General features: G+C 72.7%; 29 protein-coding genes, 4 tRNA genes and 1 pseudogene. 16 read left to right on the top strand and 18 right to left on the bottom strand.

All coding sequences use genetic code 11. From position 1 onward, the window contains the following. The 4 genes from ASG70_RS15960 to ASG70_RS15945 form a co-directional block, all read right to left on the bottom strand. Complete coding sequence (locus tag ASG70_RS15960) at nucleotides 1-1,347, bottom strand: MFS transporter (protein WP_056884805.1); 1,347 nt, start codon at nucleotides 1,345-1,347, stop codon at nucleotides 1-3. Nucleotides 1,348-1,477: 130 nt separating this feature from the next. Next, entirely contained in the window at nucleotides 1,478-2,071 is a 594-nt protein-coding gene (locus ASG70_RS15955) for an isochorismatase family protein (RefSeq protein WP_056884804.1), read from the bottom strand. Nucleotides 2,072-2,080: 9 nt separating this feature from the next. Next, entirely contained in the window at nucleotides 2,081-3,325 is a 1,245-nt protein-coding gene (locus ASG70_RS15950; protein WP_056884803.1) for a kynureninase, read from the bottom strand. Between the two features lie 24 nt (nucleotides 3,326-3,349). Then, nucleotides 3,350-4,612 (bottom strand): nicotinate phosphoribosyltransferase, encoded by a 1,263-nt coding sequence (locus ASG70_RS15945; protein ID WP_235531547.1) that lies wholly within the window; start codon nucleotides 4,610-4,612, stop codon nucleotides 3,350-3,352. Nucleotides 4,613-4,676: 64 nt separating this feature from the next. Here ASG70_RS15945 and clpS point away from each other — a divergent pair, with 64 nt between their 5' ends. From clpS to ASG70_RS15920, 6 genes and pseudogenes are all read left to right on the top strand, one after another. Next, entirely contained in the window at nucleotides 4,677-4,991 is a 315-nt protein-coding gene (clpS, locus tag ASG70_RS15940) for an ATP-dependent Clp protease adapter ClpS (RefSeq protein ID WP_369818932.1), read from the top strand. After that, nucleotides 4,992-5,618 (top strand): DUF2017 domain-containing protein, encoded by a 627-nt coding sequence (locus ASG70_RS15935; RefSeq protein WP_056884801.1) that lies wholly within the window; start codon nucleotides 4,992-4,994, stop codon nucleotides 5,616-5,618. Between the two features lie 76 nt (nucleotides 5,619-5,694). Next, entirely contained in the window at nucleotides 5,695-6,600 is a 906-nt protein-coding gene (gene murI / locus ASG70_RS15930) for a glutamate racemase (RefSeq protein WP_082590899.1), read from the top strand. After that, nucleotides 6,597-7,361, top strand: a pseudogene (locus ASG70_RS19730) (MBL fold metallo-hydrolase); the annotation flags it as partial. The gene murI and the pseudogene ASG70_RS19730, both read left to right, overlap by 4 nt. Before the next feature lie 87 nt (nucleotides 7,362-7,448). Continuing rightward, a complete protein-coding gene (locus tag ASG70_RS19725; protein ID WP_200949311.1) occupies nucleotides 7,449-7,901 on the top strand; it encodes an ASCH domain-containing protein in 453 nt (150 codons plus the stop codon). A gap of 62 nt (nucleotides 7,902-7,963) precedes the next feature. Next, entirely contained in the window at nucleotides 7,964-8,680 is a 717-nt protein-coding gene (locus ASG70_RS15920) for an MBL fold metallo-hydrolase (protein ID WP_056884800.1), read from the top strand. On the opposite strand, the gene ASG70_RS15915 is transcribed toward ASG70_RS15920, so the two are convergent. After that, the gene (locus ASG70_RS15915) at nucleotides 8,677-9,477 is read right to left on the bottom strand and encodes a deoxyribonuclease IV (RefSeq protein ID WP_056884799.1); all 801 of its coding nucleotides are present in this window, start codon (nucleotides 9,475-9,477) and stop codon (nucleotides 8,677-8,679) included. The two genes, ASG70_RS15920 and ASG70_RS15915, sit on opposite strands and share 4 nt — an antisense overlap. A 46-nt stretch (nucleotides 9,478-9,523) precedes the next feature. Here ASG70_RS15915 and rph point away from each other — a divergent pair, with 46 nt between their 5' ends. From rph to ASG70_RS15885, 5 genes are all read left to right on the top strand, one after another. Next, nucleotides 9,524-10,297, top strand: coding sequence for a ribonuclease PH (gene rph, locus ASG70_RS15910; protein ID WP_056884798.1), 774 nt, complete (start codon nucleotides 9,524-9,526; stop codon nucleotides 10,295-10,297). Further along, entirely contained in the window at nucleotides 10,294-10,902 is a 609-nt protein-coding gene (gene rdgB, locus ASG70_RS15905) for an RdgB/HAM1 family non-canonical purine NTP pyrophosphatase (RefSeq protein WP_056884797.1), read from the top strand. The genes rph and rdgB overlap by 4 nt, the downstream gene beginning before the upstream one ends. A 31-nt stretch (nucleotides 10,903-10,933) precedes the next feature. After that, nucleotides 10,934-11,015, top strand: a tRNA-Leu gene (locus tag ASG70_RS15900). A gap of 836 nt (nucleotides 11,016-11,851) precedes the next feature. After that, the gene (locus ASG70_RS15890; RefSeq protein WP_056884795.1) at nucleotides 11,852-12,490 is read left to right on the top strand and encodes a DUF1684 domain-containing protein; all 639 of its coding nucleotides are present in this window, start codon (nucleotides 11,852-11,854) and stop codon (nucleotides 12,488-12,490) included. Between the two features lie 54 nt (nucleotides 12,491-12,544). Next, the gene (locus ASG70_RS15885) at nucleotides 12,545-13,918 is read left to right on the top strand and encodes a CoA transferase (protein ID WP_200949305.1); all 1,374 of its coding nucleotides are present in this window, start codon (nucleotides 12,545-12,547) and stop codon (nucleotides 13,916-13,918) included. A 4-nt stretch (nucleotides 13,919-13,922) separates the two neighbouring features. On the opposite strand, the gene ASG70_RS15880 is transcribed toward ASG70_RS15885, so the two are convergent. The 4 genes from ASG70_RS15880 to ASG70_RS15865 are packed head-to-tail and all read right to left on the bottom strand — an operon-like array spanning nucleotide 13,923 to nucleotide 16,447. Next, nucleotides 13,923-14,672, bottom strand: coding sequence for an energy-coupling factor ABC transporter ATP-binding protein (locus ASG70_RS15880; protein ID WP_056884794.1), 750 nt, complete (start codon nucleotides 14,670-14,672; stop codon nucleotides 13,923-13,925). Next, entirely contained in the window at nucleotides 14,669-15,430 is a 762-nt protein-coding gene (gene cbiQ, locus ASG70_RS15875) for a cobalt ECF transporter T component CbiQ (protein WP_056884793.1), read from the bottom strand. Before cbiQ ends, ASG70_RS15880 begins: the two co-directional genes overlap by 4 nt. A 4-nt stretch (nucleotides 15,431-15,434) precedes the next feature. After that, nucleotides 15,435-15,758, bottom strand: a complete 324-nt coding sequence (locus ASG70_RS19720) for a PDGLE domain-containing protein (RefSeq protein ID WP_056884792.1) — start codon at nucleotides 15,756-15,758, stop codon at nucleotides 15,435-15,437. Beyond that, nucleotides 15,755-16,447: an energy-coupling factor ABC transporter permease gene (locus ASG70_RS15865; RefSeq protein WP_056884791.1), complete on the bottom strand. Its 693-nt coding sequence runs from the start codon at nucleotides 16,445-16,447 to the stop codon at nucleotides 15,755-15,757. The genes ASG70_RS19720 and ASG70_RS15865 overlap by 4 nt, the downstream gene beginning before the upstream one ends. A gap of 112 nt (nucleotides 16,448-16,559) precedes the next feature. Here ASG70_RS15865 and bcp point away from each other — a divergent pair, with 112 nt between their 5' ends. The 3 genes from bcp (at nucleotide 16,560) to ASG70_RS15850 (ending at nucleotide 17,705) form a co-directional block, all read left to right on the top strand. Further along, nucleotides 16,560-17,030 (top strand): thioredoxin-dependent thiol peroxidase, encoded by a 471-nt coding sequence (bcp, locus tag ASG70_RS15860; protein ID WP_056884790.1) that lies wholly within the window; start codon nucleotides 16,560-16,562, stop codon nucleotides 17,028-17,030. Nucleotides 17,031-17,095: 65 nt separating this feature from the next. Further along, complete coding sequence (locus tag ASG70_RS15855; protein WP_056884789.1) at nucleotides 17,096-17,380, top strand: DUF3618 domain-containing protein; 285 nt, start codon at nucleotides 17,096-17,098, stop codon at nucleotides 17,378-17,380. A 25-nt stretch (nucleotides 17,381-17,405) separates the two neighbouring features. Beyond that, complete coding sequence (locus tag ASG70_RS15850; RefSeq protein ID WP_056884788.1) at nucleotides 17,406-17,705, top strand: co-chaperone GroES; 300 nt, start codon at nucleotides 17,406-17,408, stop codon at nucleotides 17,703-17,705. Here ASG70_RS15850 and ASG70_RS15845 read toward each other — a convergent pair. The 6 genes from ASG70_RS15845 to orn form a co-directional block, all read right to left on the bottom strand. After that, complete coding sequence (locus tag ASG70_RS15845) at nucleotides 17,696-18,181, bottom strand: rhodanese-like domain-containing protein (protein ID WP_369818931.1); 486 nt, start codon at nucleotides 18,179-18,181, stop codon at nucleotides 17,696-17,698. The two genes, ASG70_RS15850 and ASG70_RS15845, sit on opposite strands and share 10 nt — an antisense overlap. 5 nt (nucleotides 18,182-18,186) lie before the next feature. Continuing rightward, nucleotides 18,187-18,672, bottom strand: a complete 486-nt coding sequence (locus ASG70_RS15840; protein ID WP_056884787.1) for a cysteine dioxygenase family protein — start codon at nucleotides 18,670-18,672, stop codon at nucleotides 18,187-18,189. A 447-nt stretch (nucleotides 18,673-19,119) separates the two neighbouring features. Then, a tRNA-Lys gene (locus ASG70_RS15835) sits at nucleotides 19,120-19,195 on the bottom strand. 57 nt (nucleotides 19,196-19,252) lie between these two features. Further along, nucleotides 19,253-19,900 carry a copper resistance CopC family protein gene (locus tag ASG70_RS15830; protein ID WP_156400049.1) on the bottom strand — a complete coding sequence of 216 codons (648 nt, stop codon included), beginning with the start codon at nucleotides 19,898-19,900 and terminating at the stop codon, nucleotides 19,253-19,255. Between the two features lie 163 nt (nucleotides 19,901-20,063). Beyond that, nucleotides 20,064-20,139, bottom strand: a tRNA-His gene (locus ASG70_RS15825). A 113-nt stretch (nucleotides 20,140-20,252) separates the two neighbouring features. Continuing rightward, nucleotides 20,253-20,882: an oligoribonuclease gene (gene orn / locus ASG70_RS15820; protein ID WP_255353859.1), complete on the bottom strand. Its 630-nt coding sequence runs from the start codon at nucleotides 20,880-20,882 to the stop codon at nucleotides 20,253-20,255. 70 nt (nucleotides 20,883-20,952) lie between these two features. Between orn and ASG70_RS15815 the strand changes: the two genes are divergently transcribed. Further along, nucleotides 20,953-22,182: a PrsW family intramembrane metalloprotease gene (locus ASG70_RS15815; RefSeq protein ID WP_082590895.1), complete on the top strand. Its 1,230-nt coding sequence runs from the start codon at nucleotides 20,953-20,955 to the stop codon at nucleotides 22,180-22,182. A gap of 10 nt (nucleotides 22,183-22,192) precedes the next feature. Next, nucleotides 22,193-23,422 (top strand): M20 family metallopeptidase, encoded by a 1,230-nt coding sequence (locus tag ASG70_RS15810; protein ID WP_369818930.1) that lies wholly within the window; start codon nucleotides 22,193-22,195, stop codon nucleotides 23,420-23,422. 33 nt (nucleotides 23,423-23,455) lie between these two features. Here ASG70_RS15810 and ASG70_RS15805 read toward each other — a convergent pair. From ASG70_RS15805 to thpR, 3 genes are all read right to left on the bottom strand, one after another. Then, a tRNA-Arg gene (locus ASG70_RS15805) sits at nucleotides 23,456-23,529 on the bottom strand. 58 nt (nucleotides 23,530-23,587) lie between these two features. Then, entirely contained in the window at nucleotides 23,588-24,466 is an 879-nt protein-coding gene (locus ASG70_RS15800) for an AlkA N-terminal domain-containing protein (RefSeq protein WP_056884785.1), read from the bottom strand. Continuing rightward, nucleotides 24,463-25,035, bottom strand: a complete 573-nt coding sequence (gene thpR / locus ASG70_RS15795; RefSeq protein ID WP_056884784.1) for an RNA 2',3'-cyclic phosphodiesterase — start codon at nucleotides 25,033-25,035, stop codon at nucleotides 24,463-24,465. The genes ASG70_RS15800 and thpR overlap by 4 nt, the downstream gene beginning before the upstream one ends. Between the last annotated feature and the right edge of the window lie 66 nt (nucleotides 25,036-25,101).

Below are 25,101 nucleotides of genomic sequence, written 5' to 3'. Positions count from 1 at the left end.
TCAGATCGACTCGGCGGCCAGGGGAGAGCCCTTGCGGGCGTACACCGCGTACGTCGTCGCGGCCATGAGGACGTACGCGGCGACGAACACCCCCAGGGCCGGGATGAGCGAGCCGTGGCTCGCCTTGGCCGCCGCGAACCCGCGGGGGATGAGGAAGCCGCCGTACGCCCCCACCGCACCTGCGATGCCGATGCAGCCCGCGGCCGTCTTGCGGGCGACCGGCAGCTGCTCGGGGCTGGTCCCGGCCCGGAAGACGGCCGGGATCATGCGGTAGGTCGCGCCGTTGCCGATGCCTGCACCGAGGAACAGGACGAGGAACGAGCAGAAGAAGACGGCGAAGCTGTGCGTCCGCAGGCCGTCGATGGCGCCGACGGCCCCTGCCGCCAGCACGGCGAACGAGCCGATGGCGACCCGCGCTCCGCCCAAGCGGTCGGCCACCAGCCCACCCACGGGGCGTGACAGCGCGCCGACCACCGCGCCGAGGAAGGCGAGCGTGGTGGGTGCCTGGGGGAACTGCGTCTTCAGCAGGGTCGGGAACGCTCCCGAGTACCCGATGAACGAGCCGAAGGTGCCGATGTAGAGGAACGAGATGACCCAGGTGTGCCGGTTGCGGGCTGCCCGCGCGAAGCTGCCGTAGTCCGAGCGGACGCCGGACAGGTTGTCCATGCCGCGCCAGGCCGCCAGGGCCGCCAGCAGGACCAAGGGGATGAACATCAACCCGGCACGCTCGAGGTGCGTGCCCGCGCCGACGGCGATCACGGCCGGCACGACGAGCTGGACCACGCCGGTGCCCAGGTTTCCACCAGCAGCATTGAGGCCCAACGCCTTTCCCTTCTCGGCCTCGGGGAAGAAGAAGGAGATGTTGGTCATCGAGGAGGCGAAGTTGCCGCCGCCGAAGCCGGCGAGGGCGGCACAGGTCAGCAGCAGGCCGAACGACGCGGACGGTTGGGTGACGACCCAGGCCAGAGCCGTCGATGGGATGAGCAGGAGCAGGGCCGAGACGACGGTCCAGTTGCGGCCGCCGAAGAGGGGGACCGCGAACGTGTAGGGGATCCGGACCGTGGCGCCCACGAGGCTCGGCAGGGCGATGAGCCAGAACTGCTGGTCCAGCGTCAGGTCGAACCCGGCCGCCGGCAGCAACGGCACGACGACGCTCCACAGGGCCCAGACGCAGAACCCGAGGAACTCCGCGCCGATGGACACAGTGAGGTTGCGGCGGGCGATCGCCCGGCCGCCACCGTGCCAGAACGTCGGGTCCTCGGGGTCCCAGTGGTCGAACCAGCGGCCGGGGCGGTGCACCGGTCGGGTCGGGGTGACGGCATCGGTGGTGGTGAGTTCTGTGGTCACCAGCCGAGCGTGGCAAGGAGGTGTTTCGCGACCCGGCAGTGGCCGTTAAGCACCCGTAACAGTTGCCGCACAGCCCGTCGGGGCGGCCTGTGAGAAGTGGCCGTCACCGGCCAGACGGTCGGTCCGTCGGTCAGGCGCCCACGACGGGCGTGCCCCGCAGCTGGACGTCGTGGGCGGCCAGCTCCGCGAGGGCTCGCGCGGTGGTCTCCGGGGCGACGCCCGCGGTGAGGTCGAGCAGCACGATCGTGTCGAAACCTTCCTCCTCGGCGTCCAGGGCGGTCGCGCGGACGCAGTGGTCGGTCGCGATGCCGACGACGTCGACGGCCTCGATCGCCCTGTCCCGCAACCACTCCGCGAGCGGGACCCGCTGGTCGGCCTCGACGGTGAACCCCTCGAAGCCGCTGTAGGCAGCTGCGTGCAGGCCCTTGCGGAAGATCGCCTCGACGTGCTCGAACGCCCGCTCGGCCGCAGGGTGGAACAGTGCGCCGTCGGTGCCCACCCGGCAGTGCGCGGGCCAGGTGTCCACGAAGTCGGGGGAGCTGCTGAAGTGCGCGCCCGGGTCGTCGTGCCAGTCGGCCGTGGCGACGATCGCGGCGTAGTCCTCGGCGTGCTCCGCGACGTAGTCGCTGATCCGGCGGGCGACGTCGGCACCTCCGGTGACGGCCAGCGACCCGCCCTCGCAGAAGTCGTTCTGGAGGTCGACGATGACCAGTGCGCGGCTCATGGCGCCACGCTAGCCTGCGTCGCTCGCGACGATGGCGTCGCGCAGCGCCAGCATGCCGACCACGACCTCCTCGAAGCTGGTGCTCAGCGGCGCGACACCGATCCGGATGCCGTCCGGGTCGCGGTAGTCGGGGATGACGCCCTGCGTCCACAGAGTGGCTGTGATCTCGCGGAACCCGTTGCGCCGCAACGTCACGTGGCCGCCGCGGACCGTGGAGTCGCGGGGGCTGGCCACCTCGACACCGAGAGGTGCGAGCAGGTCGTCGGCGAGGCGGATGACGAGCTCGGTCAGCGCGACCGACTTGGCCCGGATCGCTTCGATGCCCGCCTCCTCGATGACGTCGAGGGAGGCCTGCAGGGGCACCATGGCGAGGATCGGCGGTGTGCCCGAGACGAACGAGCGGATGCCTCCCGCGGGGTCGTAGCCCGGACCCATCTGGAAGGCGTCACGCCGGCCGATCCAGCCCCAGATCGGCTGGCGCAGGGAGCCGTGGTGGCGCTGGGCGACATACGCCCACGCAGGGGATCCCGGACCCCCGTTGAGGTACTTGTAGGTGCACCCGACCGCGAGGTCGACTCCCCAGTCGTCGAGCTGCACCGGCACCGAACCGCCGGTGTGGCTGAGGTCCCACAGGACCAGGCCGCCCGCCTCGTGGACGGCCGCGGTGATGCCGGCTCCGTCGGCGATGAAGCCCGAGCGGTAGGCGACGTGGCTGAAGACGGCGAGCGCCGTCCTCGGTCCCACGACCTCCTTCACCTGCTCCAGCGTGACCCCGGAGCGCTCGTCGGCCTCGATCCACCTCAGGGTCAGACCGCGCTCCGCCGCGATGCCCTCGAGGACGTAGCGGTCGGTGGGGAAGTTGTCGGTGTCGAGGACGACCTCGTCATGTCCTTGGGCCAGCTGGGCGTCGACGGCGGCGCGCGAGAGCTTGTAGAGCAGGACCGTCGTCGAGTCGCCGACGAAGGTCTGGCCAGGGGCTGCACCGAGCACGAGCTCGCCGATGCGGTCGCCGACCCTGCCCGGCCACTCGAGCCACTGCTCGTCCCACGAGCGGATGAGGCGGTCGCCCCAGGGGCCGGCCACGAACTGCTGCAGCCGGTCGACGGCGGCGGCGACCGGACGCCCCAGGGAGTTGCCGTCGAAGTAGGCGACCAGGTCGGTGCCCTCCGGCGTGAGGTAGCGGTCCCGGAGGGCGCTCAGGGGGTCGGCGGCGTCGAGCTCAGCCGCCTCGGCGCGGTAGTCGTGGTCAGCCATGACCGCATCCTGCCGCATGCCCTGCTACCCGCGGGAGTCGACGTACTCCGTCGGGATCGCGGGCTCTCCCCGCTGCAGCCTCAGGGCCGCCGCGGGGAGCTCCGCGCGCGACGCGCCGTGGCGCTCGCGTGCCGCCTCGAGGGTGTGACGTCCGGGGTCGACCCGCTCGCCGGCGCGCACGAGCGGCGCCAACAGGGTGCGGTCGTCGCCGTCGTCCAGGGGTGCGTCGCCGACGCCGATGACCTCCGCCTCGGCCACGCCGTCGGTCGAGCGGCGGCGCAGGGCGTACTTGCGGCCCGCCACCGAGGCCTTGTCCTTGCTCTTCTTCGCCACCCCGACCAGCGTGCCGCCCTCGTCCTCGCGCGCGACGAGCTTGTAGACCATGCCCGCCGTCGGGGCACCGGAACCGGTGACGAGGGAGGTGCCGACGCCGTAGAGGTCGACCGGCCCGGCGGCGAGGCCCGCGATGGCGTACTCGTCGAGGTCCGAGGTGACCACGATCCTGGTGTCGGTGGCCCCGAGCTGGTCCAGCTGGTCGCGCACCTGGCGCGCCTGGACCAGCAGGTCGCCGGAGTCGAGCCGCACGGCACCGAGCTCGGGACCGGCCAGCTCGACCGCGGTGGCGACGGCGGTGGGCACGTCGTAGGTGTCCACGAGCAGGGTCGTGCCCTTGCCGAGGGTCGCGATCTGGGCGGCGAACGCCTCGCGCTCGTCGTCGTGCAGGAGCGTGAACGCGTGCGCGGCCGTGCCCGCCGTGGGCACGCCGTACCTTCGCCCCGCCTCGAGGTTGGAGGTGGTGGCGAACCCGGCCACGTAGGCCGCGCGGGCGGCGGCGACGGCCGCCTCCTCGTGGGTGCGGCGCGAGCCCATCTCGATGCACGGTCGCGAGCCGGCGGCCGCCGTCATCCGGGAGGCCGCGGAGGCGACGGCGCTGTCGTGGTTGAGGATGCTCAGGACGAGCGTCTCCAGCAGCACCCCGTGGGCGAAGTCCGCCTCGACGACGAGCACCGGCGACCCGGGGAAGTAGCACTCGCCCTCGGCGTAGCCCCACACGTCGCCCTCGAAGCGGTAGCCGGCGAGGAAGTCCAGCGTGGTCTCGTCGACCACGTGGCTGTCGCGCAGCCGCCGCAGCTCGGCGTCCCCGAAGCGGAAGGCCTCGATCTCGTCGAGCAGCCGCCCCGTGCCGGCGACCACGCCGTAACGACGTCCCTCCGGCAGCCGGCGGGCGAAGACCTCGAACACGCACTGCCGGGACGCGGCGCCGCTGCGCAGCGCGGCCTCGACCATGGTGAGCTCGTAGTGGTCGGTGAGCAGTGCGGTGGACTCCACCCGGGCAGCCTATGGTGGTGCCGTGCCGTCCGCCCTGTCCGTCACCGCCTCCGTCGCGCCCGTGGAGCAGGAGAGCGTCGCGGCCGACGCGGCGACCGAGCCGGACGTCCCCTGGATCACCTTGGTGTGGAACGACCCGGTCAACCTCATGTCCTACGTGACGTTCGTGTTCCAGACCTACTTCGGCTACTCCAAGGCCAAGGCGGAGCGCCTCATGATGGACGTGCACACCAAGGGCCGCGCCGTGGTGTCGACCGGTGCGCGCGAGCGCATGGAGACCGACACCGAGGCCCTGCAGGGCTACGGCCTGTGGGCCACGTTCCAGAAGGACAGCTGAGTGGCCCGGGGATTCAAGAAGCGGCAGGGGCGCTACGTCGCCAAGCTCGACGCGGTCGAGCGCGGGCTCGTGGTCGGACTCATGGAGCAGGTGCGTGAGCTGGTGCAGCCCGCCGCTGTCCCCGACCCCGAGGACGGTGGTGACGAGTTCGACCGGATCGTCGCCGGCCTCGGTGGCGTCGGTATGGGGGTCTCGCTCGCGGCCGACGACCAGGTCCCCGAGCTCACCGGGGGAGTGCCCGCGCCGCGGGACCCAGCCCTGGACCGGATCTTCCCCACGGCGAACCGGCAGGACGACCAGATGGCGGCCGAGTTCCGCCAGCTCACCGAGGAAGGCCTGCGGGCCCGCAAGACCCGCAACCTCGACACGGCCATTTCGGCCCTGGGTCACCTCGAGGACCAGAAGGTCAGCCTCGACCACGACCAGGCGGTGGCGCTCGTCGTCGCGCTCACGGACGTGCGGCTGGTGCTGGGCGAGCGGCTCGGCCTGCGACAGGACGACGACCTGGACCTCATCGAGGAGCAGGTGTCGAGCCTGGCCGAGGACGACCCGGCGGTCTACGCGCTCGCGGTCTACGACTTCCTCACCTGGCTGCAGGAGACGCTGGCGCACGCGCTGCTGCCCTGAGCCTGGCCGAGGGGTGTGACGGACCAGACGGCCCGGCGGTCACGGGCCACGGCGGTAGCCCGTCTAGCCTTGACCCGTGGCTGACGCACCCATCGGGATCTTCGACTCCGGCTACGGCGGCCTGACCGTCGCCCGGGCCGTGCTCGACCAGCTGCCCCACGAGTCGATCGCCTACTTCGGCGACACCGCCCGCGCGCCGTACGGGCCACGGCCGATCGCCCAGACCCGTGAGTTCGCCCTCGAGTGCCTCGACCGCCTCGTCGACCACGGCGTCAAGGTGCTCGTGATCGCCTGCAACACCGCCAGCGCCGCCGTGCTGCACGACGCCCGCGAGCGCTACGACGTCCCGGTCGTCGAGGTCATCCGCCCCGCCGTGCGCCGCGCCGCGGCCGCCACCCGCAACCACCGCGTCGGCGTCATCTCGACGCGCGGCACCCACCAGTCCGGGGCGTACGTGGACGCGTTCGCCGCTGCGCCCCAGATCGACGTCGCCAGCGTCCCGTGCCCGCGGTTCGTCGAGTTCGTGGAGTCCGGGGTGACGAGCGGCGCGGAGGTCATCGAGACCGCGCGCCACTACCTCGCACCGCTGCAGGAGCGTGAGGTCGACACCCTCGTCCTCGGCTGCACGCACTACCCGCTGCTGACCGGCGCCATCTCCTACGTGATGGGGGAGGGCGTCACCCTGGTGTCGTCGGCGGACGAGACGGCCAAGGACGTTTACCGCGTGCTCGCGGACTCCGACGCCCTGCGCCCGGCGCACCTTCCGCCGCCGAGCCACGGCTTCACCACGACCGGCGACGCGGCGGAGTTCACCCGTCTGGCGCGTCGGTTCCTCGGCCCCGAGGTCGGCGCCGACGACGACACGGTCTTCGGCGACGCCGTCGTGAGGTCGGTACCCACGCCTGCCGCCGCCGGGGCGCCCGCGGTGTCGGGAGGGTCTGTGGCGTCCGAGGTACCTGTGGCATCGGGGGGTGCTCGATGAAGGTGACCGTGGTGGGGTGCTCCGGCTCCTTCGCCGGCCCGGAGTCACCCGCGTCCTCCTACCTCGTCCAGGCCGACCACGAGGGTCGCACGTGGAGCATCGTCCTCGACCTGGGCAACGGTGCCCTCGGTCCGCTGCAGGGACTGGTCGACCTCGCCGACCTCGACGCCGTCTTCATCAGCCACCTGCACCCCGACCACTGCGTCGACATCTGCGGCCTCTACGTCACCCGCAAGTACCGGCCTGGCGGCGCCGTCGCTGGACAGCTCGACGTGCACGCGCCGGCGGGGGCCGGCGACCGTTTCGCCCTGATGTACCACGGTCTGGAGCACACCGGGATGAGCGCCGAGTTCGCGGTGCACGAGCTGGGCGACACGGTGGCGACCACCGTCGGGCCGTTCACGGTCACGGCATACCGCGTCAACCACCCCGTCGAGGCGTACGGGTTCCGGGTCGAGGCCGACGGTGCGGTGCTTGCCTACACCGGGGACACCGACGCCACGGACGCCCTGACGCCGCTGCTGACCGGCGCGGACCTGGCCCTGGTGGACAGCGCCTTCGTGGACGGGCGCGACGAGGCCCAGGGCATCCACCTGTCGGGTCGCCGGGCCGCCGAGGCCGCGGTGGCGGCGGGGGGCGTCGGACGGCTCGTGCTCACCCACATCCCACCGTGGAACGACCCGGAGGTCTGCCGGGCCCAGGCCGCCGAGGCGTGGCCGGGGACGGTGGAGCTCGCAGTGCAGGGCGACACCTGGACCCTGTGGCGCCGGGCCGGCGGGGACGTCGCATCTCCACAGCAGCCGGCCGAGGAGCGGCCCGTGCCCATCGACCGCGCCGCGGGCCTGTCGATGTGGGCGGACTACCGCGCCAGCCGTCCGGGCCTCCCCGACGAGGGCGAGCCCCCGGTGGAGTGCTTCGGCGACAGCCCCGCTTTGGCGGACGAGCTGATCGCCTTCGTGACCGACGGCCCCAAGCGGGCGACGGCCGGCCTGGTCGCCGCGTATGCAGCGGACGGCGAGCCGCTTCCCCGCGTCGGGTCGCACTGGGTCGCCTGCGGCGGCGACGGCCGGCCCCGTGTCGTGCTGCGGACGCAGGAGCTGCGGGTGGGACCGTTGAGCTCGGTGGACGCGCAGTTCGCCTGGGACGAGGGCGAGTACGACCGCTCCCTCGAGTCGTGGCTCGACGGGCACCGGCGATTCTTCCGGCGCGAGTGCGAGCGCATCGGCATCGAGTTCTCCGACGAGCTGGAGGTCGTGTTCGAGCGGTTCAGCCGGGTATGGCCGCCGGGCCTCGCGGACTAGCCTCGGCCCCGGCGCTCGCCGACGAGTGTCGGCTCATGGCGCTCGCGGTCTAGTGTCGGCTCATGGCCAAGCAAGCGACGGTCGAGCTCGCTCCCGGTGTGTGGCGCATCCCCCTGCTCGGCGACTTCGTCAACGGGTTCATCCTGCGCGACGACGACGGCCAGGTGACCCTCGTCGACATGGGCGTCAAGAAGTCCGGCCCGAAGGTCATGGCGGCGCTCGCGTCCATCGACTCGGGCCCGTCCGACGTCACGCGCCTGCTGCTGACCCATGCCCACCCCGACCACGCCGGGGGAGCGGCGCACGTGGCAGCGGCCACGGGCCGTGACTTCGCCATCCACGAGGACGACGCGTCGTACGCGGAAGCCGGTCAGAGCCCGCCCCGTGACCAGTCGTTCCTCATGGCCCGCCTCATGACGCGGCTCATGGGCAGCGGCAACGACTACGCCGCCGTCACGGTGGGGGAGCGGCTGACCGACGGGCAGCTCCTCGACGTCGCGGGCGGCCTCGAGGTCGTGCACACCCCGGGGCACTCACCCGGGCACGTCGCCTACCTGCACCGCTCGTCCGGGGTGCTGATCACCGGCGACTCCATCTTCAATGTCCGGGGCGTGCGGTGGCCGGTCAGGTCCTTCTGCACCGACTTCCGGCTCACCCAGAAGACTGCCCACCGGCTGGCCGAGCTCGACTACACCACGGCGGCGTTCACCCACGGACCGCACATCGCCGACCAGCCCCGCGAGGCGATCCGGCGCTTCCTCGCCCGGCAGAAGGTCTAGAGCCGCTCGCGCAGCCAGTCGAGGTCGGCCCGCTGGCCCTCGAGGCCACCACGCGTCTCGATGACGACCGGCGCGCCGGCGGCCCGCACCGCGGCGGCGAGCTCGTCGGCATCGATGAGCCCTTCGCCGAGGTTGGTGTGCCGGTCGGCGCCGGAGTCGAACTCGTCACGGCTGTCGTTGCAGTGCACGAGGTCGATGCGGCCCGTGATGGAGCGGATGGCGTCCACCGCGCCCGCGAGGGGGATGCCACCGGCGTGGGCGTGGCAGGTGTCGAGGCAGAAGCCGACGTTGTCGGAGCCCTCCGCACTCCCGATGGCGTCCCAGGTGCGGGCGATGCGCTCGAGCGTCCGCGCCATGGCGTTGTCGCCGCCGGCGGTGTTCTCGAGCAGCAGGGGGATCTTGAGGTCGGTGGCCTGGATGGCCTTGCGCCAGTTGTCGAAGCCCTTCTCGACGTCCTCGGCCTTGTCGACGTGGCCGCCGTGGACGATGAGGCCCTTGGCGCCGACCGAGGCGCCGGCGTCGATGAACTGCTGGAGCAGCTTGCGGCTCGGGATGCGGATGCGGTTGTTGGTCGTCGCCACGTTGATGAGGTAGGGCGCGTGGACGTAGAGGTCGACCCCGGCTGCCTCGGCGTCGGCCCGCAGCGCCTCGGCCCCGCCTGCGTACTCCACCTCGGGCCCCTTGTAGCTCTGCGGGTTGCCGAGGAAGAACTGCGACAGACCGGCGCCGCGCTCACGGGCCGCACCCACCGGGTCGGCCGAGTCGACGTGGGCACCGAGGGCGAAGGTTGCAGCCATGGGTCCACCCTAGGGCGGCTCACCGACGGCGGTTAGCCTTGCTGCCGTGACCGACACCACCGCCCCGACCGCCCAGGCCCGCCACGACGGCCGCACCCCCGACCAGACCCGCGAGGTGCGCATCACCCGCAACTGGCTGGACCACGCCGAGGGCAGCGTGCTCGTCGAGTTCGGCCGCACCCGGGTGCTCTGCGCGGCCTCGTTCACCGAGGGCGTGCCGCGCTGGCTCAAGGGCAAGGGCACCGGCTGGGTCACGGCGGAGTACGAGATGCTGCCCCGCGCGACGAACACCCGCTCCGACCGCGAGTCCCGCAAGGGCAAGGTCGGCGGGCGCACCCACGAGATCAGCCGGCTCATCGGCCGCAGCCTGCGGGCGGTCATCGACACCAAGGCGCTCGGCGAGAACACCATCGTCCTGGACTGTGACGTCCTGCAGGCCGACGGCGGCACGCGGACCGCCGCCATCACCGGCGCCTACGTCGCGCTCGTCGACGCCATCGAGGACGCCCGGGCCAAGGGCCTCATCGCCAGGAACGCGAAGCCGCTCACCGGTTCCATCGCCGCGGTCTCGGTCGGCATCGTCAAGGGCCAGGCGGTCATCGACCTCGACTACCCGGAGGACTCGACCGCCGAGACCGACATGAACGTCGTCATGACCGGCGACGGGCGGTTCGTCGAGGTGCAGGGGACCGCGGAGGCCGAGCCCTTCGACCGCGACATGCTGGACGCGCTGCTCGACAAGGCCACCCAGGGCTGTGCCGACCTCGCCGTCCGCCAGCAGGAGGCGCTCGCCGCCACGCCGCGGGAGCGCGAGCTGTGACCCGGGTCGTCCTCGCGACCCGCAACGACCACAAGGTCCTCGAGCTGCGCGCCATCCTCTCCGACGTCGTCGAGGAGCTCGGCCTCGAGATCGTCGGAGCCGGTGACTTCCCCGGTGCGCCCGACGTCGTCGAGGACGAGGTGAGCTTCGAGGGCAACGCCCGGCTCAAGGCGCTGGCGCTCGCCGAGTTCACCGGGCTGCCGTCGCTCGCCGACGACTCGGGGCTGTCGGTCGACGTGCTCGGCGGTGCTCCCGGCATCTTCTCGGCGCGCTGGGCCGGTCGCCACGGCGACGACCGCGCCAACCTCGACCTGCTCCTCGCCCAGACCGCCGACGTCAAGGACGAGCACCGCGCGGCGGCCTTCGTGTGCGCCGCGGTGCTGGCGCTGCCGGACGGTACGGTGCGCTCCACCGAGGGCCGCATGCCGGGTGCGTTGGCGCGAGAGCCCAAGGGTGCCAACGGTTTCGGCTACGACCCGGTGCTGGTCGTCGAGGGCGACACCCGCCACGCGGCTGAGCTGTCGCCGGAGGAGAAGAACGCGATCTCCCACCGCGGCAAGGCGTTCCGCGCCCTGGTCCCGCACCTGCGCGACCTGCTCGGCTGAGGACGCCCCGAGGCCGTACAGTGGCCTCCGCGCGCAAGTGGCGGAATCGGCAGACGCGCCAGGTTTAGGTCCTGGTGCCTTCGGGCGTGCGGGTTCAAGTCCCGCCTTGCGCACCGGACCCGGCTGTCGCGCGCCGGCCCCATCGTGGTCCCGGTATCGCGTCCACGTGCACCTGAACGTGAGGCGCTTCGCAGGGCGGGCTCTGCCACAGGTGGGGGATACGGACACCAAGGGTGCCTGTCGGGGCTGTCACCCGGCTTTCAGGCTGGCGACAGGCGACCACGGGGGCCGCCACTGACAGAAGGACTCCGCCATGCACCTCACCACTCGCCCCGGCCGGTTCGCCGCCGGACTGACCACCGTCGCCGCCGTCGCTTCCTTGGGAGGCACCGCCGCGGTGATGGCGACTCGCACCGGATCACACCCAGGGCAGCACGCCCGGGCTGTCGCTGCGACTGGTCCCGTTTCGGTGAACGGCGTCACGTCAGAGCCCACCGTGACCCAGCGACCGACGATGCCATCCAGCCACCCGCTCGGTGCGACGGCCCGACCGACGCGGCCCGCGCGACCGCTCACCGCAGCGCAGGCTGCGGCCCTCGCAGCGAGCGCGACCAGAGCCCACGTCGACGAGGTGGAAGCGGCCACCGGCCCGGTCGGGACGACGTACGACGTCAAGCTGGTACGCCCGGACGGTTCGAATGTGGAGGTCCTCGTCGTCGCTCGCACTGGTCAGGTCTCCGTCGCGGGTGAGCAGGACAAGGCAGACCCGGCGGCCGAAGGCGCCGCGGGGCTCGAGAGCGTTCCGAACGAGCCTGACCACCCATCCGACAGGTCCGACCACTAGGCGGGCCCAACACCTCGGCACGGTCGCCCGACACCGCACCACGGTGAGGGACACTTGCTCCATGAGATGTGCTGCATTGACTGGCTCAAGTCCCGACGTGCGCACATGACTGCACCCAAGGACGACTGGGAGGACGCGCAGGACCTGCCCAGCAAGGACGCGCTCGACACGGCGTCCTGGCGCCGGGAGGTGCACGCCCTCTATGCCGCCGTCCGCGCGGAGCCGGACCCCGAGGAGGCCCACGCCCTCTGGGTCGAGACGCGGTCGCGCCTGTTCCTCGAGCACCCGGCGTCGCCACGCCGCGAGGGGCAGTCGCTGCGCCACGCGCCGTACGACCCGGCGTTCCGGTTCGTCGTGCCGGTGGAGCCGGCCGAGCAGGAGCCGTGGGAGTTCCTGTCGGCGACCGATGGCGTGGTGCCGTTCCGCGGCGCCGGGCGCGTGACGCTGGAGGGCCTCGGGACGCTGGACCTGTGGTGGCTCGACTCGTACGGCGGAGGCCTGTTCCTCCCCGTGCGCGACGGCTCTGCGGGACAGGAGACCTACGGCGCCGGCCGCTACCTGCTCGACACCGTCAAGGGGGCTGACCTCGGGCGTGACGACCAGGACTCCTGGGTGGTCGACCTCAACTTCGCCTACAACCCCTCGTGCGTCTACGACTACCGCTGGGTGTGCCCGCTGGCGCCGCCCGGCAACCGGGTCGAGGCCAGTGCGCCGGTCGGCGAGCTGCTGCCGGAGGGCTACTGAGCGGCCTCCGACGGACTCGCGCGCCGCGGGACGCCCGTGCCGTACCGTCGGGCTGTGAACCCCCTGCTGCGCGAGCTGCTCCCGGCGCTGCGCCTCGACGAGGGCCACGTCGCCGCCCACCTCGACCTGCGGCCCGGCAGTGCGCTGCCCTCGGTGCTGCCCGTCAGCACGCTGGCCTGCGGGGCCGTCGCCGCGGCAGGGCTGGCCGGGGCCGTCCTGCGTGGCGGCGACCGTGTCCACGTCGACCCGCGCCAGGTCGCCGTCTCTTTCCGGGGCGACCAGCTGCAGAGCCTCGGTGGCGTGGGCGGGTCGGGGTTCGCGCCCCTGTCCGGCTTCTTCGAGACACAGGACGGCTGGGTGCGCACGCACGCCAACTACCCACACCACCGGGCTCGCCTGCTGCGCGCGCTGGGGCTCGGCGAGGACACGACGCGAGACGAGCTGACTGCCTTCATGGCCGCGGCAGGCGCCTCCGAGGTCGAGGACGTCGTGACCGCCGAGCACGGCATCGCGGTGCGCGTGCGCCCGCTGGCCGAGTGGATGGGCGGCGAGCAGGCGCGGGCCGTGGCGACGCACGACGTGCTGGCCGTGACCACGACGGGGGACGCGGCCCCGGCGCCGGTCCGGCCACGACCCCGCGTCCTCGACCTCACCAGGGTCATCGCCGGCCCGGTGGCCACCCGGACGCTGGCGTTCCTCGGCTGCGACGTGCTGCGCGTGGACAGCCCGCACCTGCCCGAGATCGAGGCCCAGCACCTCGAGACCGGGCCGGGCAAGCGGTCCACGCTCGTCGACCTCCACGACGAGCACGCCCGCCGGCGCCTGCACGAGCTCGTGGACGAGGCCGACGTCCTCGTCGTCGGCTACCGGCCCGGGGCGCTCGCGGCATACGGGCTGGACCCCGACGCGCTCGCGCTGACCCACCCACACCTCGTGTGCGCCACCCTCACGGCGTGGACGCCGAGCGGGCCGTGGGGTGGCCGCCGTGGGTTCGACAGCATCGTCCAGGCAGCCACCGGTATCGCGCTGCTGGAGTCGCGCGACGACCGGACCCCTGGTGCCCTGCCGGCCCAGGCGCTCGACCACGCGACGGGGTACCTCCTCGCTGCCGGGGTCCTCACGGCCCTGCGTCGCCGGGCGGTGGAGGGCGGCACCTGGCGCGTGTCCGCGCACCTCGCCCGGACCGCGCACTGGCTGCTCCAGTCCGATGCCCTCGACGCCCCGGCGCAAGCTCTCGACGACCCCTCGCCGTGGATGGTGTCGACTCCCACCGACCTCGGTGAGCTCGTGCAGTCCAGACCCGCCTTCCAGGTCGACGACGGGCCCCGCGAGTTCACCCGGGTCGGCCACCGGTGGGGCGCGGACGCCGCGGAGTGGTCTGCGCCCCAGGGACCGGTCGACCCGCCGGTCCGGGGCCGGAGACCTTGACGCCCTACGGCGCCGGGATGGTGCGCGGGTCGAACCCGAACGGCAGCTCGAGTCGGTGGGCGGCCATGAGCGCGTCGTCGGTGAGCACGTCGCGTGTGGTGCCGTCGGCCACCACGACGCCGTCGGACAGGACGACCGACCGGGGGCAGAGTTCGTAGGCGTAGGGCAGGTCGTGCGTGACCATGAGCACGGTGACGTCGAGCGAGCGGATGATGTCGGCGAGCTCGCGCCGGGACGCGGGGTCGAGGTTGGAGGAGGGCTCGTCGAGCACGAGCACCTCGGGCTCCATGGCCAGCACCGTGGCGACGGCCACGCGGCGCCGCTGGCCGAACGACAGGTGGTGCGGCGGCCGGTCGATGAAGTCGACCATGCCGACCCGGTCGAGGGCGTCGACGACGCGGCGCTCCAGCTCGGCGCCGCGCAGGCCCAGGTTGGCCGGCCCGAACTCGACGTCGGCGCGGACGCTGGGCATGAACAGCTGGTCGTCGGGGTCCTGGAACACCACGCCGACGCGGCGGCGCACCTCCTGGAGGTTCTCCTTCGCGACCGGCAGTCCGGAGACCGCTACCGAACCCGCGCCGGCGGTGAGGATGCCGTTGAGGTGCAGGACCAGCGTCGTCTTGCCGGCGCCGTTCGGGCCGAGCAGGGCCACCCGCTCGCCGCGGTGCACGTGCAGGTTCACGCCGTACAGCGCCTGGTGGCCGTCGGGGTAGGCGTAGGCGAGCCCGCGGACGTCGAGGACCGGGTCGCTCACAGCGCCACCGCCACGGCGAGGGTCACCAGTGCGGCGGTGGGCAGGGCTGCCGCGAGCCGCCACTGGGCGGACGAGGCGGTGAGGGTGTGGGTCACGGGGAGCCTTCCGGTGTAGCCGCGGGACAGCATGGCGAGGTGGATGCGCTCGCCGCGCTCGTAGGACCGGATGAAGAGCGCCCCCACGGTGGAGGCGAGCGCCGGCCACGACCGCACCGACCGGGCCTGGAACCCGCGCGACTCCCGGGCGATGCGCATCCGCGTCAGCTCGCCGGTGACGACCTCGAGGTAGCGCACCATGAAGCCGAAGATCTGCACGAGCTGCTGCGGCAGGCGCAGGCGCTCGAGCCCCGCCAGCAGGTCGCGCGGCTCGGTGGTCGCGGCCAGGGTCAGGGAGGCCAGCACCCCGAGGGTTCCCTTGGCCAGCAGCGCCCACGACGCCCACAGTCCCGGTTCGGACAGGCTCAGCGGCCCGACCGGCACCCGCGGTCCCGATGCCACGAACGGCAGCAGCGCCGCGAAGACGACGAACGGCACCTCGACGACCATCCGCCTGGCGATGTGGCCGAAGGGCAGCCCGGCGAGGCCGACGACGCCCAGGAGCAGGACGGCATACACCGCGAACGCCCAGGCGTGCTGGCGCGGGGTGGCCACGACGACGAGCACGAAGGTGACGAGCGCGACGATCTTGGTGTGTGCGGGGAGGTGGTGCACGGGGGAGTGGCCGTGGAAGTGCAGGTGGTGCCCGTGGCTCGCGCCCACCCGACTACCGCCGGTCTTCGCTGGGGCCGTGGCCGCGGCGGCGCAACAGCCAGGCGAGGCCGCCACCGACGAGGCCCACCACGAGGACACCCACGACGCCGGCGAGGCCGCCGGACAGCCGCGCGTTGCCGACCCCGCGAGTGGAGTACCCGGCGAAGGGTGAGCCGTCGGTGGCGTGCCGGCGCCCGGTCGACAGGAACCCGACCTTCTCGGCGACGTAGTTGAGGCCGTCGGGGTGGCTCGAGGCGTAGTAGGACACGACACCGGCGAGGACGAGCGCGACGAGAAGGCCCACCACGACGAGGCGACGCGTGCTGACCGACCTCATGCGCGGACCTCCTCGCGCACGACGAGCTCCCGTTGCTGCAGGACCTTCCGCGCGCCGTGGACGAGGTCGGGGCGCACGGCGACGATCGAGGAGACGGCGAGCGCGGTGATGACGGCCTCGCCGACGCCGATGAGCAGGTGCCAGCCGACCATGGCCGTGGCCAGCCGGTCGAGGGGGATCGGGGCCTGGCCGCCCACGGCGTACAGCGCCACGAACCCCAGTGCCGCAACGGGGACCGACAGGAACGCGCCGACTGCGGCAGCCGGCACCACCATGCCGACGCGGCGGGGCAGCAGCGCCTGCACCCCGCGGAAGGTGAGCCAGCCGACCCACACGCCCACGAGGCCCATCAGGGTGATGTTGGTGCCGATGGCGGTCAGGCCGCCGTCGGCGAACAGCAGGGCCTGCGCCAGCAACACCACCGTGAGGCAGAGCGTGGCCGTGCACGGACCCACGAGCACGGCGGCGAGGGCGCCGCCCAACAGGTGCCCGGACGTGCCCGCGCCGACGGGGAAGTTGAGCATCTGTGTCGCGAACACGAACGCGGCCACGAGCCCGGCCAGCGGTGCGGTGCGGTCGTCCAGCTCGCGGCGGGCGGCCCCGACCAGCGCGCTGACGACGCCGACCGCGGCGACGCCCGCCGTCGCCAGCGAGGTGGGGGCGTCGAGGAAGCCGTCGGGGACGTGCACGGGGACTCCTTGCCGTCGGGTGGCGAACCCGCTGCTGGGATAGGTTTGCGGGAGGACGACATCCACTCTATTGCAAATCGTTTGCAACTACGCGACCCGAGGAGACCCGCCCGTGAGCGAGCGACTGAGCCCCGGCGACGAAGCGCCGGACTTCACGCTGCCCGACGACCAGGGTGGGGAGGTGACCTTGTCCGACCTGCGCGGCCGCAAGGTCATCGTCTACTTCTACCCGGCCGCCATGACACCCGGCTGCACCACCCAGGCGTGCGACTTCAGCGACAACATCAGCTCCCTGCGCGGCGAGGGCTATGAGGTGCTCGGCATCTCGCCCGATGCCCCGGCCAAGCTCGCGAAGTTCCGCGAGAAGGACGGCCTGACGATCACGCTGCTCTCCGACGCCGACCGGGCCGTGATGACGCGCTGGGGAGCGTTCGGCGAGAAGAAGCTCTACGGCAAGACCGTCGAGGGCGTCATCCGCAGCACGGTCGTGGTCGACGAGCAGGGCCAGGTCTCCCACGCGATGTACAACGTCAAGGCCACCGGCCACGTGGCCAAGCTGCGCCGCGACCTCGGCCTCGCCTGACCCCCGCGGGCACCTCGCCACCACACCGCCCTCCCATCACCATCCAGCCACCCGTAGGAGATCCCGTGAGCGACACGAGCGCCCCGCGTCCGTCCCAGCCCAAGTCGGTCGACCAGATCGAGGCCGACATCGCCGCCGCCCGCGAGCGCCTCGCGGGCACGGTCGACGAGCTGCACACCCGTACCGCGCCGCAGGAGATCGCGCGCCGCCAGGTGCAGTCCGCGCGCGAGAAGTTCACCGAGGCCACCCGCACACCCACGGGTGAGCTGCGTACCGAGCGCGTCGCGGCCCTCGCGGCTGCAGCGGTCGCGCTCATCGGGCTCGGCGCGGTCCGCCGCCGTCGTGGCTGAGGGAGCAGACCGCCTCCCGATCCGCATGCTGCACGACCGGGTGCTGGTCTCCCTCGAGGGCGAGGGTGGCGAGCGCCGGTCCGGTGGCGGGATCGTCATCCCCGCCACCGCCAGCATCGGCCGGCGTCTGGCGTGGGCCACCGTCGTCGCGACCGGCCAGAACGTCCGCCAGGTCGAGGTCGGTGACCGGGTGCTGTTCGACCCGCAGGACCGCGGTGAGGTCGAGCTGCAGTCCAAGGAGTACGTCCTGCTGCGCGAGAAGGACCTGCACGCCGTCGCTGCCGCGCGGGTCAGCGACGGCGGGCAGACCGGCCTCTACCTCTGAGCGGTCGGGAGCCCGGCCTCGCGCCAGGCCCGGAACCCGCCCTCGACGTCGGTGGCGCGGGTGACCCCGAGCCGCAGCAGGGCGTCCGCGGCCAGTGACGAGGTGTAGCCCTCCTGGCACAGCACGAGCACCCGTGTCGCGAATCCGGCGACGGGCAGCCGGGACTCGTGGCGTGGGTCGAAGCGCCACTCCAGCACGTTGCGCTCGACGACGAGCGGGTGCAGGTGCGCCGCGACCTCGCCCTCGGTCGCCCGCTGTGCCGCGGGACGGATGTCCACCAGGACCGCTCGGCCGTAGAGCACCTCCTGGTATGCCGCCCGCACGCTCACCCGGCGCAGCCGGCTGCGGGCGTCGGCCAGCTGGTCGTCGATCCCGGCGTAGGTGGGTGCCAGCCGCCCGCGGCCCGGGTCCCGCGTCACCGGACCGCTGAACAGCCGTGTCTCCCAGTGCGTCTGGATCGTGGGCGCGGCGCTCACGGCGGTCACCACTGCTCACCGGCCTGCTCGACGCCGGTCACCTTCAGCGTCCCGTCGAGGACCGCGTAGCGGGTCAGGCCGCGCAGCGCGGGGGAGTAGACGTGCACCGACAGGGCGGGGACGTCACCGGGGTTGGCGACGTCGTGCACGTGGTGGCTGCCGAACGACCGGCCCTCGCCGCGGGGCAGCAGCCTCTCGTGCGCCCGGCCGCCGGACCAGCTGTGCTCGGCCAGTGTGCCCTCGACGGTGACGAAGGCGCCCTCGGAGCGCAGGTGGTCGTGCCAGCCGGTCGACGTGCCGACCGGCCACGCGATGAGCCAGATCTCGAGGTGCTCGGTGGCGTCGAGGCGGTGCCAGGTGCGCTCGGTGGCGCCGAGGTCGACGTGGCGGTGGAGGTCGGGGTCGGTGGCGAAGAGCTGCGCCGTGCGGAGCAGCTGGCTACGGGTGAAGCGGTTGACGCCGGGGGTGCCGGCGGTGGTCGTGATGGTCATGGTCCTGCTCCTGGTTCGTCGGTGTCTGTGTTGTGCGAGATGGCGCGTGGAGGCTGCGCATTCGCGGACAGACCGACCCCTGGACCAGGAACAGGTCGAGGTGGATGCGGCGGTGTGCCGTGTGGCTGGTGGCCATGGGATGTCTCCGGGGTTCGAGGGACGCGCTCGAGGCGTCGGGGCTGGTGCGGGACGAGGTCAGGCGCAGCAGCAACACCGCATGACGTCGCCGCACATGGGAGCCATGTGCGCGCGCATCACCGCGGTGGTCGAAGACATGGCTCCAGTGCAGCACGCGGCCCCGGCCGTCGTCCACGAGGTACCCGTGGCGTCTCGCCCTCCGAGAAGCGCAGGCCCGACGCCGGTCCCGACACCCGGCCCCATGCCGATGTCCGGGGCAGGACGCACGAAGGGCCGGCCACAGTGGTGTGACCGGCCCTTCGTGGTGGGTGGTGCGCCATCAGGGACTCGAACCCCGAACCCGCTGATTAAGAGTCAGCTGCTCTGCCAATTGAGCTAATGGCGCGCGAGGAGAGACATTAGCAGGACGATGGCGGCGACGTGAAATCGGCTCCGCTGACGCTCACGACTGCCTCCGTCGGCGGGCTGCGGCGACCAGCGCGGTGCCCGCCGCGACGGCCAGGGCGCCGACCCCGACAGCCAGCCCGAGGCGCAGCCCGGTGCCGTTGCCGGTCCCGGATGCCGTTGCTGCGGAGGCCTTTTCGCTGGACGAGACGCTGGCTGAGGAGCTCGAGGACTGGGGGAGGGGCGTCATGGTCGGCGCGGGCGAGTCGGTGCCCGAAGACGTGGAGGGAGCGCTCGAGGTGGGTGCTGCTGCGGCCAGCCGGAAGGTGCTCGTGTCCGACACCGGGTGGCCGTCCTCGCTGACGACGCGGAAAGCGACCTTGTAGGTGCCGTCAGGCAGCCCCGCGTCGAGGTCGAGGCTGACCGTGGTGCCGTCCACCTTCGCGCGCCCGTTGCCGGCGTCACCTCCGGGGCCGGTCACGGTGACGGTGGCGAAGCTGGAGCTGATGGGCTCGTCGAACGTCAGCACCACCGCGGCAGGCGCCGTGCGCACCGTGGAGCCGTCAGCAGGCGAGACCGACCGCAGCGACGCGTGGGCGTCGGCCCCGAGCGCGGTCACGAGGGAGGACAGCACCCCCAGGAGCAGCCCGAGGACGGCCACCCACACGGTGATGCGGACGGCCCTGTGCTTGCGGTCTGAGTCCATGAACACCGTTCCATCCTGCCTGACGCACTCCGACGTGACGAAGACTCCCGACGTGACGAAGACTCCCGACGTGACGAAGACTCCCGACGTGACGAGGGCCCCCACCTGACGAAGGACGCGAGATGACGAAGGCCCCCGACCGTGACGGTCGGGGGCCTTCGAGTGGGGTGAGCGACGGGGCTTGAACCCGCGACCCCCGCGACCACAACGCGGTGCTCTACCAGCTGAGCTACGCCCACCATGCAACACGACCGGACAAGTCCGGCCGCGGAAGCGACAACCATCGTACCCGTTCCGAAGGGGTGCTCGTGACCACCCCGGCAAGCCGCGGCAGGCCCGTGGTCCGCGCCCGTCAGCCGGGGTCGACCACGTGCCGCGCGGCGATGGCCTTGGCCGTGGCGCTGTCGGGGCCGGGCTGGGGGACGAAGACGGCCTCGCGGTAGTAGCGCAGCTCGGCGATCGACTCGCGGATGTCGGCGAGCGCGCGGTGGCCGCCGGACTTCTTGGGAGAGCTGAAGTAGGCGCGCGGGTACCAGCGGCGGGACAGCTCCTTGATCGAGGAGACGTCGATGATCCGGTAGTGCAGGTGTGCCTCGAGCTCGGCCATGTCGCGGGCGAGGAAGCCGCGGTCGGTGGCGACGGTGTTGCCGCCGAGGGGAGCCTTGCGCGGCTCGGGCACCCACTCGCGCACGTAGGCGAGCACCTGCTCCTGCGCGTCCTGCATGGTCGTGCCGCCCGCCAGCTCCTCGAGCAGGCCCGAGGTGGTGTGCATGTCACGCACGAAGTCGTCCATCTGCTCGAGCGCACCGGCCGGCGGGGCGATGACGACGTCGACGCCGTCGCCGAGCTGGTTGAGCTCGAAGTCGGTGACCAGGGCGGCCACCTCGATGAGGGCGTCGTGCTCGAGGGAGAGCCCGGTCATCTCGCAGTCGATCCAGACGATGCGGTCGTTGATCGAGCGTTCTGTGGGGGTCTGGGTCACCCGCACACCCTACGGCCCACCCGCGACAGGCGCGGGGCGTGCGTCCGGTCGCTGCACTAGCCTGCCGGTCATGACGTGGGGACAGGAGCCTCGGTACGGGGCGGGACCACTGGCCGGGGGGCCGGTCCAGGGTGGTGGGCCGGCCGGTGCGACCGGCCAGGACGGTGTTGCCGGCGGCCCTGGGGTCGGGCGCGGGTCGAGCCGGCGAGCCCTGCGGCGCTGGCTCTTCGTGGCGTTCCTCGTCATCGGGTTCGCGCTCGCAGCACTGGTCCTCGTCGCCTACTACGGCGCGACGCTCGGGGTGGTGACCAGCCTGCTGGGGGTGCTGCTCGCGGCCATCCCCCTCGGCATCGTGATCCCGACCTTCCTGTGGCTCGACCGCTTCGAGGCCGAGCCCAAGCGCTACCTGCTCGTTGCCTTCGCGTGGGGAGCGCTCGTCGCGGCGCTGGTGGCGGGGGTCTTCAACACCGGCGCCAACATCGCCTTCCAGGCGGCCACCGGTGGCTCGCAGTCAGCCATGCTCGCGACCGCGGTGTTCTCCGCTCCGCTGGTGGAGGAGGCCTGCAAGGGCCTGCTGGTGCTGCTCATCTGGTGGTTCAGGCGGCGCGAGTTCGACGGGATCATCGACGGCATGGTCTACGCCGGCATCGTCGCGGCCGGTTTCGCCTTCACCGAGAACATCCAGTACCTCGGGATGGCCTACGCCGACGGTGGCGACCAGGCGCTGACGGGCACGTTCATCGCCCGCTGCATCTTCACGCCGTTCGCCCACCCGATGTTCACGGTCTGCACGGGGATCGGTATCGGGATCGCGGCGACCACGCGCAGCCGGGCCCTGAAGGTCCTGGCGCCCGTTGCGGGATACCTGCTCGCGGCGCTCCTGCACGCGATCTGGAACCTCGCCGCCGTCACGGGAGGGGCCGGGCTCGTCACGGTCTACCTCCTCGTCGAGGTGCCGATCTTCCTCGCCTTCGTGGCCCTCGTGGTGTGGGCGCGGCGACGCGAGGGGCGGCTCATCGGCCGCTACCTGAGCGTCTACGCCGATGCCGGGTGGCTGTCGCCGGGCGAGGTGCAGATGCTCTCGACGATGAGGGGCCGCCGTGCCGCCCGGATGTGGGCGCGTTCGGCCGGCCGGAGGTCGCTCGCCGCGATGCGCGGCTTCCAGGACACTGCCAGCGAGCTGGCGCTGCTGCGGGCCCGCATGCACCACAGCGCCGCCGACGCCCAGGCCCTCGAGAGCGAGCGGGACATGCTCGCCGCGCTCACCGCCCGCCGCCGGGAGATGCTCGGCGCGTACTAGGTTGCTGGGCGTGCGCACCCTCGACATCGCCTCGACCATCGGCCCCGACCTCGTCGCCCTGCGGCGCGAGCTGCACCAGGTGCCCGAGCTCGGCCTCGAGCTGCCCCTGACGCAGCGCCTCGTCCTCGACGCCCTCGTGGGCCTCGACCTCGAGGTCACCCTGGGGAAGGGGCTGTCTTCGGTGGTCGCCGTGCTTCGCGGCCGTGGTGGCGACCGCACCGGCGTCGACCGGCCGGTGGTCCTCCTGCGCGGGGACATGGACGCCCTCCCGGTGACCGAGGACCTCGACCTCGAACACGTGTCGCGGCACCCGGGGCTGATGCACGCCTGCGGCCACGACCTCCACGTCGCCGGCCTCGTCGGCGCGGCACGCATCCTGCACGACCTGCGCGACGAGCTCGAGGGCGACGTCGTGTTCATGTTCCAGCCCGGCGAGGAAGGGCCCGGTGGGGCCGAGCCGATGATCGCCGAAGGGCTGCTCGATGCTGCGGGGCGTCGGGTGGACGCGGCCTACGCCCTGCACGTGTTCTCCTCCGAGCACCCGCTGGGGCAGTGGTTCGGGCGCCCCGGACCGCTCATGGCGGCGGCCGACGAGGTCAAGGTGCGGGTGGTCGGCGAGGGCGGTCACGGGTCGCAGCCGTTCCGGGCCAAGGACCCCATCCCGGTGGCGTGCGAGATCGTCGTGGCCCTGCAGACGCTCGTCACCCGGCAGTTCGACGTCTTCGACCCGGTCGTCATCACGGTGGGCAAGTTCGTGGGCGGCACCAAGGACAACATCATCCCTGACGACGCGGTGTTCGAGGCGACCGTGCGCAGCCTTTCGCCCGAGGCACGCAAGGCGGTGAGCGGGAAGATCACCCTCCTCGCCGAGCAGCTCGCGGCCGCCCACGGGCTCACCGCCGAGGTCGAGCACCTCCCGGGCTACCCCGTCACGGTCAACGACGAGGACGAGTACGCCTTCGCGAAGGACACGATCGTCGACCTGTTCGGCGCCGACCGCTACACCCACCAGCGCGACCCCGAGATGGGCGCGGAGGACTTCTCGTTCGTCGGCGAGCTCGTGCCGAGCGCCTACGTCAACCTCAGCGCCTGCCCGGTCGCCGACCACGCGTCGGCACCGGACAACCACTCGCCGCGGGCCGACTTCGACGACTCCGTCGTCCCCGACGGGGCGGCCCTGCTCGCCGAGCTCGCACTGCGGCGGACCGCCCAGCTGAGCCGCCGGGCGACCACGGCCTGAGCCGCAGCGGCACCGGGACCGGTGGTGGAGGGGCGCCCCCGGCAGGACTCGAACCTGCGACCTAGAGATTAGAAGGCTCTTGCTCTATCCAGCTGAGCTACGGGGGCAGTGCGCGCACAGTCTAGAGGCGCCCCACGAGCAGGCGCGGTAGGCCGCGGCGCCGGGTCAGAGGTGCAGCGAGTACGCGGCGTGGTGCCAGAGGTGGATCGCTGCGTAGGCGCGCCACGGCGACCACGCGGCGGCCCGGGCCGCCACCTCGCGAGGCGTGGCGAGCTCCAGCGCCTTGCGCAGGACGAGGTCGCCGGCCGGGAAGGCGTCGGGGTCACGCATCGCCCGCATCGCGACGTACTCGACCGTCCACGGGCCGATCCCGGGCAGCGCCAGCAGCTCGCGCCGTACGGGCACCGGGTCGACGCCCGGCGCGACGCGGAGGCCGTCGGCGCACGCCCGAGCGACGGCGACGACGGTGCGGGCGCGCTGCCCGGTGACGCCCACGACGGCCTGCAGCTCTGCGGGGTCGACCGCTGCAAGCGTTGCGGGGCACGGGAACTCTACGAGCCCGGTGACCGCATCGAGCCGTCCCCACCGCTCGACGAGCCGGCCGCCGAACGTGCGAGCGGCGACGAGCGAGACGTGCTGTCCGAGCACCGTCATCACCGCAGACTCGAACCCGTCGAACGACCCCAGGATCCGCAGGCCAGGCTGGGCCGACACCAGCGGCGCGAGGACGGGGTCGTCGCCGAGGTGCAGGGCCACGGCGGAGAGGTCGGTCTCGAGGTCGAGCCACCCGCGCACCGACGCGCCGGCTTCGACGAGCGCCTCGGGAGCGCCGTCGCCGTCGACACCCACGACGTCGACGGTGACGTCGTCGGCGCCGAAGACCGCCTCGACGAGCAGCGGCCCCGCGCCCGTGCTCACCAGTCGGGAGTAGGTGCGGGTCGAGGCGTCCACCCGCTCGAGGCCGGGCACCGCGTGGGCCAGCAGGGCGGCGAAGGCCTCCGCCGCGGGGTAGGAGGTGACGGCGGCGACCGTCGTGCGGGTCACGCCTCGCCGCCGAGCGGCATGGTGGCCACCGGTTCGTAGTGGCGCGGCCGGCCCTTCGCCCCCGGCTGCGACGCGAAGAGGGTGACCTCCTCCGCGACCCAGCCCGGTCCGTCGTAGGTGTCCAGGGTGCGCAGCCACCGCGTGGACTCGAACGGCCGGCGCGAGCGGGCCACGGTCAGGTGCGGGTGGAAGGGCCCTCCCTCCGGTGACGCCCCTGCGTGGCTGCAGGCGAGTCGGACGCTTCGGGAGAGCTGGGCCAGTGACTCGAGCGCCGACGGCTCGCCGCCGACCCCCGTCCAGAGCACCCGCGCGTCCTCGGCGTGCGGGAACGCGCCGGCCCCGCGGAGGCTGAGCGCCAGCTCGTCGCGCGCCGCAGCTGCTGCGGCGACGGCCTCGGCGACCTCGTCGACCCGGTGGGCCGGGACCTCGGCCATGAACGCGAGGGTCACGTGCCACAGGCTCGGGTCGACCCAGCGCAGGTCCGGGCCCGCGTCCCGCCGTGGCTCGAGGAAGTCGCCCAGGTCCTCGAGGGCCGGCTCCGGCGGGACGAGGGCGGCGAAGATGCGCATGGCGCCATTCTGGAGGCCGGGACGAGCGGATCGCCGCCGGGCTAGATTTGGCCCGGGAGGAAGGGG

Source organism: Phycicoccus sp. Soil748 (assembly GCF_001428025.1).
Classification (GTDB): Bacteria; Actinomycetota; Actinomycetes; order Actinomycetales; family Dermatophilaceae; genus Pedococcus.
Note: the sequence above shows the minus strand (reverse complement) of the source record. Positions and strands in the feature narration are given on the sequence as shown.